Here is an 18,252-nt window from a genome sequence, read left to right as displayed (position 1 = left end):
CTAGCTGATGCTGTCCAATCGTGCTACTGAACGAATACCGGCTTAAACCTCTTTCACGTCCACCACACCCGCTTTAACTTGCAAGCGGGTTTCTTGCTTGAGCAGCTGTGACGGCACTTTGCCCTGTTCCAGCGGATTGATTTTGCGGAAAGTGCAATCGAGTGCGCCCGGTGTGACCGTCACCACGGCATAGCCTTGCGCGTCGGTATCGGCATACCGCATCCATGGATTATTCACCGGGGCATTGCCGCTGGCCTGATCGGTAAACGGGTTGAGCCAGCGTTGCACCTGCGCAGCAGGCACTTGCTCGGGTGTGATACCCAGTTTGCCGGCGATTTGTTGCGCCACCAAACCGTACAGCGTCATCGCCGGGATCGACTTTTTCTGCGCTGCCAAGCCCGCAATCAGTTTGGCAATGGTCTGGCCCAGCTCGCCACCGAGTAAATCATTAAAGGTATTTACTTCGGCTTTGCTCAAGTTGGCGGTGGCTTGCACTGCGGCAGCAGGCAATTTACCGGCCACAATGGCGGCGGTGACGGCGGCTTTGACCTGATTGCTATCGCTTAGATTGCTCACGCCCGTTTGTTGGGCAACCGCCATGCTCAGCATTTGAATCGCAATTTGCTCGGCGCCAGCTTCGCTGCTAAACACCAAGGCTTGCGCGCTGGCCAGTAACGGGTCGCGCACTGCATCGGCAAAATAGTGATAAAACGAATCGCTGCTAATGCCGGCAGTGACCAAATCTACCAGCGCGGGCGTATTTTGGCTGTAGTCGGCATGGGCGACGCCAGCATAAAAGCTGTGAATATCGCCGGTAATCGCCACGACGTTGCTGATTTTGTTATTGCGGATAAAGTTCAGCAAATCGCTGCGCTCGGCATTAAAGCCATCCCATTGATCCGCGTTCAGCACAAAGTCTTGCTGCAGCTCTTTGGGTACGCCCGGCAAATTGCGCGCGTCGAGTCGCATCTTGAGCAAAGACACTTCATTGCCCCAGATTTTCCATTGCGCCGTGCTCGATTGTAATTTGGCTTTCCACCAGTCGCGCTGCGGTTTGCCCAAGATCGACACCAGCGCCAATTCATCACCAGCCGCTTTACCAATGGCCATTTTTTGTGCTTCAGCACTGGCAAGAATAGGGCTAGGCACCATATAACGACTTCCGACCGATGAGCCGGCCGCGGCCTCTGGAATCACATGGTCGGCGCGATACAGGCGCTCGTCGGTCATAACTAAATGCAGCAATTTGCCAAATTGGAAGTCGCGATACAGGCGTACGGTTTGAAAACCGGTGGTATTGGCGTCAAACGCAATATCGGCCGGCATAAACTCATACCAGGCCTGATTGGCCGAGCGACGGCGGGTGGTTTCGTGCTTGTTGTCTCCGCCGGTTTTGGCATCATACGTGCCATTGTCGTAAGTGCTGGCATCGCCCCAGCAATCGTCGGAAAACTCGTGATCGTCCCAGATGGCGATTATTGCAAAGCGTGCATGCACTTGCTGCAGGCGTGGATCGCTGCGGTATTGTTTGTAGAGCGCGCGGTAATCGGCCAGCGTGCTGGCGTAGCGGGCGCCGCTATTGCCTTGTTTAAATGGGCCATTGGGCAATTCGAGCGCCGGGTGTGCGGCTTCAACTTGGCCGCTTTGGAAGCCTTCACCGATGGTCTCGTAAATGTAATCGCCCAGATGCACGATGAAGTCGAGCTCATCCTTGGCCAGTAGATCAAACGCGCCCCAGTGATTGATGCTCCAGTCTTGGCAGGACAGAAAGGCAAATTTGAGCTGCGCAATATCGGCATTGGCCGCCGGTGCGGTTTTAAAGCGACCAATCATTGAGCGGCTATCGACGGCGACAAATTGATACCCATAGGTGGTATTGCTCTGCAGGCCAGATAATTTATGGCGTACCGAGTGATCCCATTCATGTAATGCATTCAGAGTTACGCTGGCGACGACTTTGCCAGTCAATGGTTGTGTGGTGCCGACCAGTGCGGCCGGATCACCTTCGGTCACGATCAAGGTGATGCTGCTATTCATGCTGGCATCGTGGCTATTGATAGTGTCAATACCGGCAGGTAATACGCGAGTCCACAAAATAATGCTATCGGCACGCGGATCGCCTGAGGCGATACCCTGCGGAAATTGATAATGTTTGGATGATGGCGCTGGCGTGGTTTGCGTGCCCAGTGTGTTGGTTTCGGTGCTGCCACCGCCACAGGCGCTCAGTAGGATGGGGCTGGCTACGCTGGCGGTCATAAAGCCGGCCAGTCGAATAAATTGACGACGATCCATGGTTCTCTCCCTGAAAATTGGCATCATCGCGGCGGCTTGTTACAAACGTTCGTTTGAAATTGGCCACATAAAAGCGATGGGCAAACAAGGTGAGGAAGTCCGTCGGTATGTCCTGGGATCGCGTAGCAAGGTATTAAGCGGCATAAATCAAACAGCGGCAGGCAGGAAATAGGGCGCTGGTCATGATTTATGGTCAAATGAGTTGAAGATGGCATTGATTGCCAGCCAGTTCGGCGTGCAGGCGGATCAGATTGACTAAAAACGATAGCTAATGAGGTAGTGGCGATGACAATGAATGTCTTGGTGGTTTCGGTACTGGGTAAAGACAAGCCCGGCTTGCTAGAGCAGCTGGCTGCGCTGATTTCTGCGCAGGGGGGCAATTGGCTGGAGTCGTCTTTTTCTCGGCTGGCCGGGCAGTTTGCCGGGATTGTCAAAGTGGCTGTTGAGCAGGATGGCGCGGCCTTGCTGGCGGCTTTGCAGTCTGTGCCCGATCTGGATATTCGCGGCGTGATTGATCAGGAGTCCGAGCCGCAGCAGAGGCAGAATTTTGCCCTGCAGCTGGTTGGGCATGACCGGATCGGGATTGTGAATGATGTGACCGCCATTCTGGCACGCCATCAGGTCAATGTGGAAAAACTTACCACCTGGCTCGATAGCGCACCGATGTCGGGGGAAATGATGTTTCATGCCCAGGCGCAGCTATCGGCGCCGCAGCAGCTGGATTTGGCCACGGTACGCCATGCGCTGGAAGGCATCGCCGATGATCTGATGGTGGAATGGGGCGCATGATCCGCACCGCCCTGTGCGGCTTGGGATTTTCCTTGCTCATGCCCCTGGCTTGTGCCTTGCCCAAGGTGACGGTGGTCGAGAGCTATCACCCGGAAAATAGCTGGGATCAGGCCTATTTGCAGGGGATTAAAAGCAAGCTCGATGGCGTGGCCGAGCTGGATTTTATCTCGCTCGATACCAAGCGTCAGCCGACCCGCGAGCATCTGCAGCAGGCGGGCGTGGCGCTGGAGCAGATTCAGTCGCGCTCGCCCGATCTGGTGATGCTGGGGGACGATGCGGCGCTGGCTTTGCTGGGCCCCAAGCTGGGACGGATGGCGATGCCGACGGTGTTTCTGGGCATCAATGCCGATCCTGCTGCGTATTTTGCGGGCGGTAAAATCCCGCCAACCATCACCGGCATCCTTGAGCGTCCGCATTACAAACGCAGTCTGGCGCTGATTCGCGAAGTCCTGCCTGGTCTGCGCCGCATTCTGGTGCTGATGGATCAAGATCGTTCGGCCTTTATTTTGCGCGACGATCTGCTCCGTTTGGGTGATACCCGGCTGGATGTACAGCAGGTGGGGACTTTTGCCGCCTGGCAGCAGGCACTTGATGCGGCACCAGCGAGCTATGACGTGGTGATCATCGCCACCTATCAGGCGCTGGTGGACGAGAAATTACGCAATGTTGACGCCGCTCAGGTGATGCGCTGGAGCTCGGCCAATAGCAAAATTCCCCTGTTCGGTTTTTGGGATTTTCAGGTGGGGCGCGAAGCCACGGCAGGTGGTGTGGTGATTACCGGCTTTGAGCAAGGTGCGGTGGCGGGCAGTATGGCCAAAACGCAGTTGCAAAAACCGGCTCAGCGGCAGGCGATCCGCTCTGGTAGTTCAGGGCGGATAATGTTTAGCCGCACCCAGCTTGAGCGCTGGCAATTCAAAATCCCAGCGGCCATGCAAAGCCAGATCAGCTGGGTGCCATAAATTGCCCTTGGCGACGTTGGCTCGGTCAAGCCAGCGTCAAATAAACTGAGCTGTGCCAGCGCATTCAGATCGTGAGATCGTGTGCTTGATTACAGCTCGCCAGAGCGATCCTGCCCGCGAAAGCCGGGGGCGGTCGCGCCTTCCAACCCGCGTGAAAATGCAATGACTTTGAATAATTCACCCATTTCGGCATGGCCGAGCAATTTTTGCAGCGCGGCAGCGGTGCGCAGATATTCAACGGATTGGCTATCGAGCTGCGCTGCGCGTTCCAGAATGCCGCAATCGAGCAAATAACTGGCCTGTGAGGTATAGCCCTCTAGCGCAAGCTCAGCTTGCTCTGCAGCGCTATACATCGCCGAAAAATCCACATGGCAGGTCAGATCGGTCAAGCCGGGGTAATGAAATACGTCATGCACCGTATGGTGGCGATAATGGCCGATCAGCGTACCCATGCTGCGTTCCGGGTGATAAAACTCGCCTGCTGGAAAACCATAATCAAGCATTAAGATCATGCCGCGCTGAAGGCTGGCAGACAGCGCCTTGATAAAGCCCTGCGCTTCCAGCTGAATCTCGCTGGTATAGCCGGGGATCTGCGGCCAGCGCGCGCAAGTGGCGAGCAGCGCAGCATCTTGCTGTGGGTCGAGCGGGCGATTGGCCCAGTCAAACCCGGCTTCAGTCGCGATAATGCCGCGCCGTTGCCATGTGCCATTGTGAAGTTGTACGACTTCACAAGGCATCGCATCGAGTACTTCATTGCCCACGATCACGCCGACAAATTCGCTGGGCAAGGTTTCCAGCCACACGGCGCGCTCGGCCAGATGTGGCACCAGTGTTTGCAGTGTTTGCAATTGGCGCTCGCGCAATTCGCCTGATAATTCCAGAATGCCGTATTGCGCGGGCAGTTGATCCAGTCGCTCCAGCTCGGCCAGAATTTGCGCTGCCAGTTGGCCGGTTCCGGCACCGACTTCAATGACATTCCCGCCGCTTTCAGCCAGCACATGCCCAATCGTCGCCGCCACACTGCCACCAAACAGCGGGGAAAGCCCCGGCGCTGTGATAAAGTCACCCGCAGTGCCAAATTTGGCCGCGCCGCCGCTGTAATAGCCCAAACCCGGCGTGTAAAGCGCCAGCCGCATATAATCGGCAAATGGCAGCCAGCCGCCCTGTGCCGCAATGTGCTGGCGGATGTGCAGGCAAAGTTGCTCGCTGGCAGCGAGTGCATCGACCCCGGGAGTTGGATATTGGGCTTGCGTCTTATTCATTGCAGTGGCAAAAAAGATTGGGATGCGCAATTGTAGCATGAGCACCTAAGCGGTTTTTTCCCGTGCTGCAAGGCCCTTTGATGATCGATGACCAGATCAAAATCGTGAGTAGCTGTGTATGTCGCAAGAAATACAAGAAATAGATGTACTGATTGTCGGTGGTGGTGTCGGCGGAATTACGCTGGCGCAATGGCTGACCGGGCTGGGGCGTTCCTGGCGTATTGTCGAGCAAGAGAGCGAGCTGGGCGGGGCTTTAAAGCACAGCGAATATCCTTTGAAATGGATCCCGGCCTTGCCCCGGATTACCGGCGCGCAGTATCTGGCGCAGATGAAAGCGGCCATCGATCAGCAATATTGTTATTTGGCGCAGCAAGTACAGAGCATCACGCTGGCTGATGGTTTTGATTGTGGTTTAAGTTCCGGCCAGCAAATCCGTGCGAAGAAGCTCGTGTTTGCTTGCGGTGCCAGCCCGTATTCACCATTCAAGGCGGCCGAACGCATCATTGTTGGGCCTGGGCTCGCCCGTTTTAATGCTATCGAGCCAGCGTCATGCGTGGCCGTGTTGGGTGGCGGTGATAATGCGTTGGAGCACGCCTTGTTCTTGCATCAGCGAAATTGCCGGGTAGACCTGTATGCACGCAATCAATTGCGCGCATCGTCGGCCTTTTTGCAGCAATTACCAGCAACAAGCATTCAGGTCTTTACGCAGAGCCCACAGATCGAGCTGTTGCAACAAGGTGAAAAAGTCCTGCTCAATCAACAGCAATACGACTATGCCTGTGTTTACTACGGCTACGCACCATCCAATATTCTGACCAACTTCCCGCTCCTGAGCTTGCCCGATTCAGGCCTGCGCGAAGGAGTACATCTTATTGGCGACATGACAAACGCCCCATTTCCCAGTGTCCTGCTCACCCAAGGCCAGGCCGCCCATCTGGCCAAGCAGCTGGATTTTGAGCTGGGCTGACAAATCGCGAAATTTCTGGCTAAAGGCCGGAAGCCTAATAATTTTCTGGTTTAGCCCGATAACTCAGAAAATAGGTCTCAACCATAAAAAAAACCGCCACGATCAACGTGACGGTTTTTGTTTTAAGCCTATTGCAATGAGCTTTATGGGGTTGTCGGTGTAGTTACGGTGTAAGTGTAGCCGTAAACAATCGGAGCCCGTGCACCACCGCCATGATCTGGTGGCGTTACGGTAATCGTCATTGTTCCCGATTTGCAGCTTGGTTTGCCTTCATCGGAAATGGAACCGTATTTGAAGTTGAAATCAAATAGTGTAAGCCCATCGATTCTTGAACCGGTGTCAGGCGCTGCTGAAGGAACGGTATGGATACTACCAAAAGTAACTTTACCATCGCCATCAGTGGTCGCCAGTGCAATCGTAGTCCCGGCAGGCAAAATGTTCGTATTGATGTCTGGAATGTAAGCAGTCAAACTGTCGGTGGTATTACAAACACCACTTAATGTTTTGTTAATTGCTGGTCGTATTGGATTGTCACTTGAAAAAATAAATGTCGCTTGGCGGAATACATTCAGTGTTTTCTGGTTTGAGCATTTTGCAAAACCGGGGGCGCAGAGTGTGCCATTAAATTTGCCGTCTGGAGCGTCATAGGTGTTGTTGCCATTAAAGTCGACCAGCTGGTCAATGCCCTGATTGAATACAGCATTTTCATTAACGTCGATAAATGCTTCGCCAATATCGCTGGAGACACCATTAATATCAACCAGTTCATTATCTTGGTCGGCAACGATATTGCTATTCTTGTCTACATAGCTTTCTTCACCCACCGCATATGCAAGCACGTGCACACGACCATTATGCGCATTTATAGTGCCTTGGCGCGGGCGTGGCTCCTGCGAACTTAATTCGATTGTGCATTGGCTGTCTTTGGTCGAGCAGCTACCCTGAGTACCACTACCGATTCGGCCACCATCAGTAATAAAGTTGATTGCGGTTCCGTCTGGAATAGGGTTATTAAAGTGATCGGCAAAGCGCATCGTAATTGATGCTTTGGCTCCATCATGGCTCCAGCCATTAATATTGTATTTGTCGGCTGAGAATGAAATCGAATCCTGATCAGGGAAGCCTGAGCTGATGGCCAGCTTGCCCGATGTGCTGACTAAGCTACCTGCCTTTGCCGTAACCCTTACTGGTGTTGGCTGATTGCCCGCAAGTACAGTTGCTGTAGCAACCCCATTTGCATCCGTTGTTGCTGTCACGATGCCGCCGACTGCATTCTGCAATACTACACCGCCTACAGTGACATCAAGCGAGAAAGTAACCGGTTGTCCGGCAATCGCAGCGCCCGTTGCATCAACCAGTTTGAATGAGACTTGCGCTGTTTCTGGCCGTGTCGCACTGCCATAGCCTTTGAGGGTGATAACACCGTCGGCAGGTGAAATTGTTGAAAATTGCAGTGATGTTGCTGCCGGAGGCGCAATATCAAACGTGGTTGTTGCAAATTTGCCATTGGACAATGTCGCAGTTACGGTGTCTTTCTGCCCGCATCCCTGGTCGGTAAACGAAGCTGTTGCTTTGCCATTGGAGTTGGTCACTGCTGTTGCATCAATTTTGGCTTTGCCTGACTGTGCACACTGTGACGAGAAGTTGACCACTTCGCCCGCAATCGGTTTGCCATTAACGCTGGCAATCACGTCAATGCTGGTATTGGCATTGGCACTAATACTCGCTGCGCCAGTACTAATGCTATCAATTTTTAATGTTGATGCACCAATCTGGTAAGGAATGGAGTTCTTGACAGACTTGCTGGCTCCATTTGCATCTTTGTAGCTGGCTTCAACAGACAGCTCCCCAACATTACCACTGGCGGAAATGCTGGCCACACTGAGTGTGGTGACTACTTTGCCATCAGCGCCGGTCAAGCCTGAATTTGGGCTTAGTAAACCCAGTTTTTCATCTGTTGTGAATTTTACGATCGCACCGCTGACTGGTTTGTTGTTGGCGTCAACTACCAAGGCAGTGACTTGAATCTGTTCACCTAAAGCCAAAGTCGCTTGGGTAGGAGTGAGAGTGACTCGACCCTCGGCAGGAATTGGGGCTGGGGTAACCTGAGGCTTGGGCTCTTCGCCAGGTAGTGTAAGGCTAGTGCCCCCACCTCCACCGCAGGCGGTCAGTGTTGCACCTAATGCCCCAATAATCACTGCGCGGATCATGGTTTGACGGTACGGTAAATGGCTTACAATTTTATGCATTAGTATCACCTTCGGTGTTTGGTTTCATGATCTGAAGCAGAAGCCTCACATGCAAATTAGGGCTATATTAATTATTTAAGCGTATTCTGAAACCTGTTTAAATTTGTGACTATAAAAATTTGCTTAGATTGACTGTAAAGTCACACAAAATACCTGTTCTTGTTCGTGCGGAGTCAAGGTTAGTGCTCTTAAATTAAGTTGTGATTTCGATTTTTAGGGTAAAATCGTTGCCAATTCAATCATCTATCACGGGGCTGCCTCTTTGGGCTGCCCCGTGCTCATTTTATGACCGATACCCTGATTTCTGCCGACGCCGAGCAAGCGCGGCAAGCTGACGCTGAGAAAAAACAGCAATACAATTTCAACAAACTTGCCAAGCGTCTGCGCCACAATGTGGGTGATGCGATCAATCATTTCAATATGATCGAAGAGGGTGACCGGATTATGGTTTGCCTGTCCGGCGGCAAAGACAGCTACACGATGCTCGATATTTTGCTGAGCCTGCAAAAATCGGCCCCGATTAATTTTTCGATTGTCGCAGTCAATCTCGACCAGAAACAACCGGGTTTTCCTGAGCATGTTTTGCCTGAATATCTGAGCAAAATCGGCGTTGAATACCGCATCGTTGAAGAAGATACGTATTCGATTGTGACGCGCGTGATCGAGCCGGGCAAAACCACCTGTAGCCTGTGCTCACGCCTACGCCGTGGCATTTTGTACCGCGTAGCTGATGAGTTGGGCGCAACCAAAATCGCGCTGGGCCACCATCGCGACGATATTCTGGCAACGCTGTTTTTGAATATGTTCTACGGCGGCAAACTCAAAGGTATGCCACCGAAATTGGTGTCGGATGACGGCAAGCATATGGTGATTCGCCCGCTGGCTTACTGCAAAGAAAAAGACATCGAAAAATACGCGATCGCCAAAGAATTCCCGATTATTCCGTGCAATTTGTGCGGCTCGCAGCCGAATTTGCAGCGCCAAGTGGTGGGCGACATGTTGCGTGATTGGGATAAACGCTTTCCGGGCCGCTTGGAAACGATGTTCTCGGCGACGTGCAATGTTGTGCCATCGCATTTGAACGACCCAAGCATTTATGACTTTGTAAACGCCAAAGCCGACGGCACGCCGCGCGCTGACGGAGATAAGGCGTTTGATAAGGAAGAATTTAAAGACCCAAGCCGGATTTCAATTTTTGCGACCAAGCCTGCTGATGGTGCATTGGATGGCGGCTGTGGGAGTGAGGATTAATGCTGTTTCGTTCTAAACGATTTTCCAAGTCCAGCGACGATGACATCATCATCGATGTGTCGGAAGAGGGCGGCATTCGCAAGCTGCATTTCGGCCAAGACGATACGCAAAGCGCGATGAAAATTAACGCGCCAAATGAATTGCTATTGGCCTACTCGCGCTGCGTGTTTGGCAGCCTGCTGTTTCTTGATCCGCCGCGCGACATGCTGCTGATTGGTCTGGGGGGCGGCTCGATTGCCAAATGGGTGCACGAATATCTGCCGGAAACCAAGCTCACCTGCGTCGAGCTGCATCAGCAGGTGGTCAATGTCGCACGCAGCATGTTCTATCTGCCAGAAGACGATGAACGTTTGTCAGTGCTGACTGCTGACGGTGCTGCGCATGTGTACGGCATGGAAGACGAATCGGTCGATATGATCATGATGGATGCGTATTCGTCCACCGGGATTGCTGCGCCACTGGCGAATGCCGACTTTTTCCAAGCCTGCAAAAACAAGCTGACCGACACCGGCGTGCTGGCGGTGAATTTGTGGAGTATCGACCGCAAGTTTGATCAATATTGCGCACAAATTGCCGAGGTCTTTGACGGACGACTGCTGTGCCTGCCGGCGCGGCAGAAAGGCAATGTGATTGCATTTGCCTTTATGCGCGGCCAGAACAGCCCGCAGTGGGAACGTTTGACCGAGAAAGCCAGGAAACTGGAAGAAAAATATGGCTTGGAATTTGGCGAATTTGTCAGCGATCTGGCCAAAATGAATCCGCATAATGATCGGCGTTTGTTTATCTAATTAATGATGTTGCTGCCGCCGAGGTTTGGGCGCTGGCATCATTCGCCTCACAGCGCGCAGATAATGGTTTGCAAGAGCGCTCGGATGTGAAAAAATTAAGGTAATCAACGAAATTTAACATAGGTAGTTTTATGCTCGACCGTGACGGCTATCGGCCAAACGTCGGCATCATCATTGTCAACCGCCAAAACCAGGTGTTTTGGGGCAAACGGGTGCGAGAGCACTCATGGCAGTTCCCGCAGGGTGGTATCAAGCAGGGCGAAACCCCTGAGCAAGCCATGTTCCGCGAGTTGGCCGAAGAAGTTGGCCTATTGCCGGAGCATGTTGAAATCGTCGGTCGGACGCGGGACTGGGTGAAGTATGATGTGCCGACCAACTGGGTGCGCCGCGAATGGCGTGGTACCTATAAAGGTCAAAAGCAGATCTGGTTCTTGTTGCGGCTCATCGGGCGTGATTCCGATGTGTGTTTGCGCAAGACAACGCATCCTGAATTTGATGCATGGCGCTGGAATGAATACTGGTCACCGCTGGATGCGGTGATCGAATTCAAACGCGGTGTTTATGAAGCAGCATTGGGTGAGCTGGCGCGCTATATTGGCCAGACTCAGGATCCGCCGCTGTTGGGTGGAAATTGACACACGGGTGGCCTTGGCCGCCCGTTTTTTTATCTGTTAGTAATTAGCAAAAAATATTGACTCAAGGCCACCCTGTCACGCCCGGCGCGACAGGGTTAAACTTTTTCCTTTCTGCTTAAAGCGATGACACAACACAGCCGCAGTATCAGTGATGCGCTTTGGCGCTCGTTGGCGTTTTTCAATGTTTTCCGTCTGCTGACCATTATTGGCCTGATGGTTGGCATTTTCATGCTCACCCGCAGCCCGCTGGCACTGTCGTCCGAATTGCTGGTGGTGGCCGCCATTCTGGGCTCGTATACGCTCTTTGCCATGCTGTTTACCTGGGGTATTGCCAAACGCTGGCCGGCTTTTGACAGCCAGCTCTCGGCACAGGTGACGATTGATGTGCTGATGATTGTCAGCCTGATGCATCTGGGCGGCGGTATCAAAAGCGGCCTGGGGATTTTGCTCTTGCCCTATCTGGCGGCGGCAGGCCTGATTGCCCGTGGGCGGATGAGCCTGTTTCATGCCTCGGTTGCCACGATTGCCTTGCTTTTGCAATTGGGCTGGTCTTACTTGACTGGCGATGTTGATGAAATCAACCCGATGTCGAGTGCCTTGCTGTCGATTGCCAGCTTTGCCGTGGCTTGGCTGGCGTTTCGCCTGTCGCGTTATGCCGAAGAAAACCGGGTGCTGGCCGAGCAGCGCAGCGTCGATCTGGCCAATCTGGCACAGCTGAACGAGCGGATTTTGCAGGATGTCTCGGACGGTGTTTTTGTCATTGACGAGCACAATCTGATCCGTCAGTACAACGAGCAGGCCGCACGTCTGACTGGTTTGCGCCCGGCTCTGGGTTCGCCACTGGCTGCCGATGTCCCCGAGCTAGCTGCTTCGCTGGCTCGCTGGCGCAGTCTGCAGGACATGAAAACCGAGCTGGTTACACTGGCCGACGGTCGCAACACCCTGCGGGCCCGTTTTGTGCCCTTGAGTCACGATATCAACGGGAATGTGCTGATTTATCTGGAAGATATGGCACGTCTGCGCCGTGAAGCGCAGCAACTCAAGCTGGCAGCACTGGGGCGGCTGACGGCCAATCTGGCGCATGAAATCCGTAATCCGCTAGGTGCCATCAGCCACGCCGCCGAGTTATTGCAGGAAGACTCGGCAGATAGCCCCTATCTGCAAAAACTGACACGGATTATCACCGACAATAGCCAGCGTCTGGAGCGCATGGTTAAAGAGGTGCTTGAGTTGAACCGGCGTGACCGGGTCAAGCGGCATGACATCCGGCTGGCCGAGTGGTTGGCCACGTTCAACGAGCAATTTGTACTGCAGGAAAAAACCGGCATTCCGGTGATGATCGAGTGTGATGCGCAGGTGATGATCCGTTTTGATTCTGGCCATCTGCAGCAGGTCTTGTGGAATCTGGCACGCAATGGCTGGCGTTATTGTTCCCAGCAAGTGGGCAGTTTGCAAATGATCGTCAGCCGGCAGGATGAATTCTGGGTGCTCGATGTGCTTAATGATGGCCCGCCGGTGCCAGCCGATGCGCTCAGCCAGCTGTTTGAGCCATTCTTTACTACTGAAAGCAAGGGTACCGGGCTGGGCCTGTATATTGCTCGTGAAATCTGCGCTGCCAATGGCGCCCTGCTTGAATATATGTCGCCGCCAGCCGGTGGCACCTGTTTCCGCATCGTATTTGGATATACCGATGGCCAAAAAATCTAGAGTATTGCCGCGTGTGCTGGTGGTGGACGATGAAGCCGATCTGGCCGACTTGCTTGAGCTGACCTTGTTGAAAATGGGGCTGGACGTGGTCAAGGCCAATGGCGTCGCTGTGGCCAGAACCCTGCTCGATAGCCAGCGTTTTGATCTGTGTCTGTCCGATATGCGGATGGCCGATGGTGAAGGGCTGGAGCTGGTGCAGCATATTCATGCGCGCAAGTTGGATGTGCCGATTGCCATTCTAACTGCCTATGGCAGCACCAATAACGCCATTGCCGCGCTCAAAGCTGGGGCGTTTGATTATCTGGCCAAGCCGGTGTCGCTGGAGCAATTGCGCACGCTGGTGCGCTCGGCGCTCAAACTCGATGCGCCCGAGCCTGCCAGCCAGACCGTACCGGCAGACAGTCCTTTGCTTGGTAGCTCGCCCGCGCTGTTGCATGTGCTGGCGCTGGTCGACAAACTGGCGCGCAATCTGGCGCCGGTTTATATCACCGGTGAATCGGGCTCGGGTAAAGAGCGAGCCGCTCGGCTGATTCATGCCAAATCGGCGCGCTTTGATAAGCCTTTTATCGCGGTCAACTGCGGCGCGATTCCCGAAACCCTGATGGAAAGCGAGTTTTTCGGCTATCGCAAAGGTGCGTTTACCGGTGCCAACGAAGACCGCGATGGTTTTTTCCAAGCTGCACATGGTGGAACGCTGTTTCTGGACGAAGTGGCCGATTTGCCGCTGGCGATGCAGGTGAAATTGCTGCGCGTGATTCAGGAGCGCAAAGTGCGGCAGGTGGGCGGTGTGGCCGAAGTGGACGTCGATGTGCGGATTATCTCGGCCACGCATCAGAATCTGAGCCGTTGCGTCGAGGCGGGTAAATTCAGGCAAGATTTGTATTACCGGCTTAATGTGATCGAGCTGAAAATGCCGCCGCTGCGCGAAATGGGCGAAGATGTCTTGCTGATTGCGCAAGCAGTGCTCAAAAAAATCGCGCAGCGCCACAATATGGATGCGCCCGTGCTGCAGCCCGATGCACTGGTTGCATTGCGCCGTTATGATTTTCCCGGCAATGTCCGCGAGCTGGAAAATCTGCTGGAACGCGCCTTGGCGCTCTCCGATGGCATGCATATTTATGCTGAAGACCTGCATATCCAGCACACCACCGCCGATAAGGCCGAAGCGCAGGCGGCGAATCTGGGGGACACTTATCCCTTGCAGGATTATCTGGATCGCGTGGAAAAAGCCGCGATTCTGGCTGCGCTGGATAAAACCAACTTCAACCGCACCCAGGCGGCCAAATTGCTGGGGATTACCTTTCGCAGCATGCGCTATCGACTTGATCGGCTCGGTATTTGTCAGGAAGGAGAGGATTAATCATGGGTATTGCCCTGTGTGTTAAATCCAATATGGCCTGTAGAGGTATACCCCTGTGAGCGATTCTCCAGCCTTGCCCTGCCTGATTGACGATGCCGGCTGGTGCGACGCCGCACGGCGCGTACCCAGCCCCAATTGCGATGAACGCGCGCCTGAGATGGCCGTGGATATGGTGGTGATCCACAATATCCATCTGCCACCTCAGCCTGCTGGTAGCCGCGAATTTGGCGGCAGCGATATTGAACGGTTGTTTACCAATAGCCTGAATCCGGCTGCGCACGCGTGTTACGCCGAATTGTCGGCGCTGCGGGTTTCGGCGCATTTTCTGATCCGGCGTGATGGCGAGCTGCTGCAGTTTGTCTCGTGCCAGCAGCGCGCCTGGCACGCAGGCGTATCCAGCTGGCAAGGTCGGGAGCGCTGCAATGATTTCTCGATTGGTATTGAGCTGGAAGGCTCTGACTTCGTGCCTTTCGAGGCAATACAGTATAGGGTATTGCAGTCTTTACTGCTAGCACTGGCCGCGCGCTATCCCTTGCAGCATCTGGTGGGGCATTCGGAGATTGCGCCGGTGCGCAAAACCGACCCCGGGCCGTTTTTTGACTGGGCTTGCCTGCCTGCTGCGCTGGGCAAATTACGTCAAACTGGCGCGGTTTGATAAGGCGGATTTTTTTGGTGCATTGCCGCAACGCAGGCGCTGAAATCATGCATTTGCCCTGAACGCGGGCATATAATCCGCTTCCCGCTTTGGACGAAAGACACATCATGACTACCGAGCAAACGCAGGACCCCAAAAAAATCGCTGGCCTGGTGGTTGGAGCGATCGGGGTCGTTTATGGCGATATCGGCACCAGCCCGCTTTACACGCTCAAAGAGTGCTTCAACGGGCATGTCCAGCTAGACCTGAATCCTTTCAATGTGATGGGTATTTTGTCGCTGATTTTCTGGGGGCTGATGCTGGTTGTTTCGCTCAAATATGTGGCGGTGATTTTGCAGGCCGATAATCGCGGTGAAGGCGGGATTCTGGCGCTGATGGCGCTGGCCTTGCGCAGCGCGACCGATAACCGGAACAAGGCTTTCAAACTGGCGGTGCTGGGCATTTTTGGTGCAGCGCTGTTTTCCGGTGAGAGCATTATTACTCCGGCCATTTCGGTGCTCTCCGCACTGGAGGGGATCAGTCTGGTCTCGCATACGCTGGAGCCGTATATCCTGCCGCTGGCGATTGCCATTATGGTGGCCTTGTTTGCCATGCAATCGCGCGGTACGGCGGTGGTTGGCAAGCTGTTTGGCCCGATTATGGTGACCTGGTTTGTGGTGCTGGCCGGGCTGGGGATTATGAATATCATCAAGGCACCGCAGGTGCTTGCGTCGGTCAACCCCCTGTACGCCATCGAGTTTTTCTTTGCCCACCCGTGGGTGAGTTTTGTGCTGCTGGGCGCGGTGGTGTTGTGTCTGACCGGGGTTGAGGCCTTGTATGCCGATATGGGGCATTTTGGCCGTCCGGCGATCCGTTACGCCTGGTTTGTACTGGTTTTGCCCGCCTTGCTGCTCAATTACTTTGGTCAGGGTGCCTTGCTGATCACCACGCCGGAGGCGATTAAAAACCCATTCTATTTTCTGGCTCCGAGCTGGGCGCATCTGCCGCTGGTGATCTTGTCGACGATGGCGACGGTGATTGCGTCGCAGGCGGTGATTTCCGGCGCGTTTTCGGTGACCAATCAGGCCATCCAGCTGGGCTTTTGCCCGCGCATGGATATTCAGCACACCTCCGAGCGTGAAATGGGGCAGATCTATATTCCGGGCGTGAACTGGTTCTTGCTGCTGTCGGTGATTATCCTGATTCTGGCTTTCCGCACTTCTAGCAATCTGGCGGCGGCCTACGGCTTTGCTGTGACGTGCACCATGGTGATGACCACTTTGCTCGCCTTTGTGGTCGCCGGGCATTATTTCAAAGGCCGCAAAAAAGCCGCGTACTGGTCGCTATTGGCGTTCTTGCTAGTGATTGATCTGGCATTTTTCTCGGCCAATATTCTGAAATTGCACGAAGGTGGCTGGTTCCCGCTCGCGCTGGGTCTGGTGGCTTTTACGCTGATGATGACCTGGAAACGGGGGCGCGAGTTGTTGGCGAGCAAATTGCGCGAAGGTGAAATGCCGCTGGCGGGTTTTGTGGAAAGCCTGGAATCGAGCCCGCCACAGCGCGTTGAAGGCTTGTCGATTTTCATGACTGCCAGCTCGGATTCTGTGCCGCATGCCTTGCTGCATAATCTGAAGCACAATAAGGTGCTGCACGAGCAGGTGGTTTTCCTGACGCTGCAAACCGACGATATTCCCTTTGTGCCCAGTCGAGAACGCGTGGTGGTCCGCCGTTTGGGCGAGAGTTTTTATCAGGTGATTGCCACTTTTGGCTTTAAGGAAGAGCCTAGCGTGCCTCAGGTCTTGCAGCAGGTTAGCCAGCTGCAGCCCGAATTGCAGTTTGACGATATGAATACCTCGTTCTTCCTGTCGCGTGAGACGATAGTCGAAGCCAAATACCCGTCAATGAGCTGGTGGCGCCGCCGTCTGTTCAGCCTGATGAGCCGCAATGCAACCCGTGTGACCAACTTCTTTAAGATTCCACCCAACCGGGTGGTCGAGATGGGGATGCAGGTCGAACTTTGATCTTTAGGTATTGATTGCCCTTGAAAAACGCAGTTCGCTTGCCCGCGAGCTGCGTTTTTTTTCGGCTGTTGTTAGCGCAATTTGCCAATCCCTGTTGTGAAATACTGCCGCCCAATCCTGTGATTTTGTGCCACGAATACGGGCAGGCTTCCACATACACTGCACGACATCTGCTTGGGAATGAAACCCCGGGCCATTTTTAGGTGTTAGTGGAGGTAGTAATCATGCAATATAAAATCAAATCGTCGCTGCTTGTTCTGTCTTTGGCCTTGGCTGCGGGTTTTGCCCAGGCTGAAATGACTATTTCCGGCGATCTGACTGGCGGTGTGAAGCTTGATGATCGTGGCTCGGATGACAAGGATGGCGTGTATATCGACGGCACTGTTGCGCTCGATGGCAAAACCAATATCGGCACGATTCCGGGCAGCGTGGTGTGGCGTGTGTCGGGTGGTATCAATAACAGCGATGGCGGCAGCAAATTCAACGACTGGGTTTCGCTGAAAGATGCTTATCTGGGTTTGCAGGGCGATTACGGCACGGCACGTCTGGGCCGGATGCAGACTCCGAGCTACGAAGCACAGGATCAGTTGTTTACCGATACCGGTCTGTCCTGGTTGGCGGCTGACTACGGCGTTGGCCAAGGCTCGTGGATCAATAATATTGTCCGTTATGATTCTCCTGCCATGGCGGGCTTTAAAGTTGGTGCAGCCTTCGGTTTCAAAGACTACAGCGACGATGGTAAGGGCTCGGGCAAAACGTATGATGTGGCCGCTCAATACAAGCTGGCAGGCTTGCAACTGGACGGTACGTATCAGAAACGCCGTGGTGTGACCGACGATATCGAAATCGCAGGCACAACAGCGACCAATACCTTCAATAGCGAAACCTATTACACCGGTGCCCGTTATGAATTCCAGAACGGGTTCGGTTTGACTGCCGGTTATAAACACCATGTTTTCAATCCGGGTGCCGAAGTGAAGCAGGGGCAGTGGTTGGCACAAGCGAGCTATAAGCAGAATCAGCATGCTGTTTACCTGAGCTACGCCAATCTGGATGATGTGAGCGTCAACGGTAGCAAACACAGTGATAGCGGTGCACAAGCCTATGCTGCCCGCTATAACTATTCACTGAACCAGAACAATATCGCGTTTATTGAAGGCCGCTACGTGCAGAACGATGCCAATTCGGCCATCGGTGCGGGTGATAATGCCTTTGATTACAGCGGCAAAGCCGGTCAGGATACTTCACGTGTCATGGTCGGTATGAAAACCGTGTTTTAAGGCCTGAATGGCCATGCCGCGATGGTCTGCCCTGCAGTAAAAAAAAAACCGCAGAACT

General features: G+C 53.9%; 14 protein-coding genes. 11 read left to right on the top strand and 3 right to left on the bottom strand.

Annotated elements, in window-relative coordinates; all coding sequences use genetic code 11:
* Nucleotides 1-42: 42 nt before the first annotated feature.
* Nucleotides 43-2,292 carry an alkaline phosphatase gene (locus FLS37_RS02465; protein ID WP_198314459.1) on the bottom strand — a complete coding sequence of 750 codons (2,250 nt, stop codon included), beginning with the start codon at nt 2,290-2,292 and terminating at the stop codon, nt 43-45.
* Nucleotides 2,293-2,577: 285 nt separating this feature from the next.
* Between FLS37_RS02465 and FLS37_RS02460 the strand changes: the two genes are divergently transcribed.
* Both FLS37_RS02460 and FLS37_RS02455 read left to right on the top strand, forming a co-directional pair.
* Entirely contained in the window at nt 2,578-3,081 is a 504-nt protein-coding gene (locus FLS37_RS02460; protein ID WP_232522469.1) for a glycine cleavage system protein R, read from the top strand.
* Complete coding sequence (locus tag FLS37_RS02455) at nt 3,078-4,040, top strand: ABC transporter substrate-binding protein (RefSeq protein WP_157314338.1); 963 nt, start codon at nt 3,078-3,080, stop codon at nt 4,038-4,040. The genes FLS37_RS02460 and FLS37_RS02455 overlap by 4 nt, the downstream gene beginning before the upstream one ends.
* Before the next feature lie 89 nt (nt 4,041-4,129).
* Here FLS37_RS02455 and FLS37_RS02450 read toward each other — a convergent pair whose 3' ends face one another.
* Nucleotides 4,130-5,302 (bottom strand): class I SAM-dependent methyltransferase, encoded by a 1,173-nt coding sequence (locus FLS37_RS02450; RefSeq protein WP_157314337.1) that lies wholly within the window; start codon nt 5,300-5,302, stop codon nt 4,130-4,132.
* A gap of 118 nt (nt 5,303-5,420) precedes the next feature.
* Here FLS37_RS02450 and FLS37_RS02445 point away from each other — a divergent pair, with 118 nt between their 5' ends.
* On the top strand, nt 5,421-6,269 hold the full coding sequence (locus tag FLS37_RS02445) for an FAD-dependent oxidoreductase (RefSeq protein WP_157314336.1): 849 nt from the start codon (nt 5,421-5,423) through the stop codon (nt 6,267-6,269).
* A 143-nt stretch (nt 6,270-6,412) separates the two neighbouring features.
* On the opposite strand, the gene FLS37_RS02440 is transcribed toward FLS37_RS02445, so the two are convergent.
* On the bottom strand, nt 6,413-8,518 hold the full coding sequence (locus FLS37_RS02440) for an Ig-like domain-containing protein (RefSeq protein WP_157314335.1): 2,106 nt from the start codon (nt 8,516-8,518) through the stop codon (nt 6,413-6,415).
* 285 nt (nt 8,519-8,803) lie between these two features.
* Here FLS37_RS02440 and ttcA point away from each other — a divergent pair, with 285 nt between their 5' ends.
* The 8 genes from ttcA (at nt 8,804) to FLS37_RS02400 (ending at nt 18,194) form a co-directional block, all read left to right on the top strand.
* Nucleotides 8,804-9,769: a tRNA 2-thiocytidine(32) synthetase TtcA gene (gene ttcA / locus FLS37_RS02435; RefSeq protein ID WP_157314334.1), complete on the top strand. Its 966-nt coding sequence runs from the start codon at nt 8,804-8,806 to the stop codon at nt 9,767-9,769.
* Nucleotides 9,769-10,557: a fused MFS/spermidine synthase gene (locus FLS37_RS02430; protein ID WP_157314333.1), complete on the top strand. Its 789-nt coding sequence runs from the start codon at nt 9,769-9,771 to the stop codon at nt 10,555-10,557. The genes ttcA and FLS37_RS02430 overlap by 1 nt, the downstream gene beginning before the upstream one ends.
* A 131-nt stretch (nt 10,558-10,688) precedes the next feature.
* Complete coding sequence (locus tag FLS37_RS02425; protein ID WP_157314332.1) at nt 10,689-11,192, top strand: RNA pyrophosphohydrolase; 504 nt, start codon at nt 10,689-10,691, stop codon at nt 11,190-11,192.
* Between the two features lie 123 nt (nt 11,193-11,315).
* Nucleotides 11,316-12,899: a PAS domain-containing sensor histidine kinase gene (locus FLS37_RS02420; RefSeq protein ID WP_157314331.1), complete on the top strand. Its 1,584-nt coding sequence runs from the start codon at nt 11,316-11,318 to the stop codon at nt 12,897-12,899.
* A complete protein-coding gene (locus FLS37_RS02415) occupies nt 12,883-14,259 on the top strand; it encodes a sigma-54 dependent transcriptional regulator (RefSeq protein ID WP_157314330.1) in 1,377 nt (458 codons plus the stop codon). The genes FLS37_RS02420 and FLS37_RS02415 overlap by 17 nt, the downstream gene beginning before the upstream one ends.
* A 55-nt stretch (nt 14,260-14,314) precedes the next feature.
* The gene (gene ampD, locus FLS37_RS02410; RefSeq protein ID WP_157314329.1) at nt 14,315-14,914 is read left to right on the top strand and encodes a 1,6-anhydro-N-acetylmuramyl-L-alanine amidase AmpD; all 600 of its coding nucleotides are present in this window, start codon (nt 14,315-14,317) and stop codon (nt 14,912-14,914) included.
* A gap of 107 nt (nt 14,915-15,021) precedes the next feature.
* Nucleotides 15,022-16,914: a potassium transporter Kup gene (locus tag FLS37_RS02405; protein WP_157314328.1), complete on the top strand. Its 1,893-nt coding sequence runs from the start codon at nt 15,022-15,024 to the stop codon at nt 16,912-16,914.
* 224 nt (nt 16,915-17,138) lie between these two features.
* A complete protein-coding gene (locus FLS37_RS02400) occupies nt 17,139-18,194 on the top strand; it encodes a porin (RefSeq protein WP_157314327.1) in 1,056 nt (351 codons plus the stop codon).
* Nucleotides 18,195-18,252: the final 58 nt, after the last annotated feature.

This window comes from Chitinibacter sp. GC72 (assembly GCF_009760905.1).
In the GTDB taxonomy this organism is placed as follows: Bacteria; Pseudomonadota; Gammaproteobacteria; order Burkholderiales; family Chitinibacteraceae; genus Chitinibacter.
This window is presented reverse-complemented; position numbering and strand designations above follow the sequence as displayed.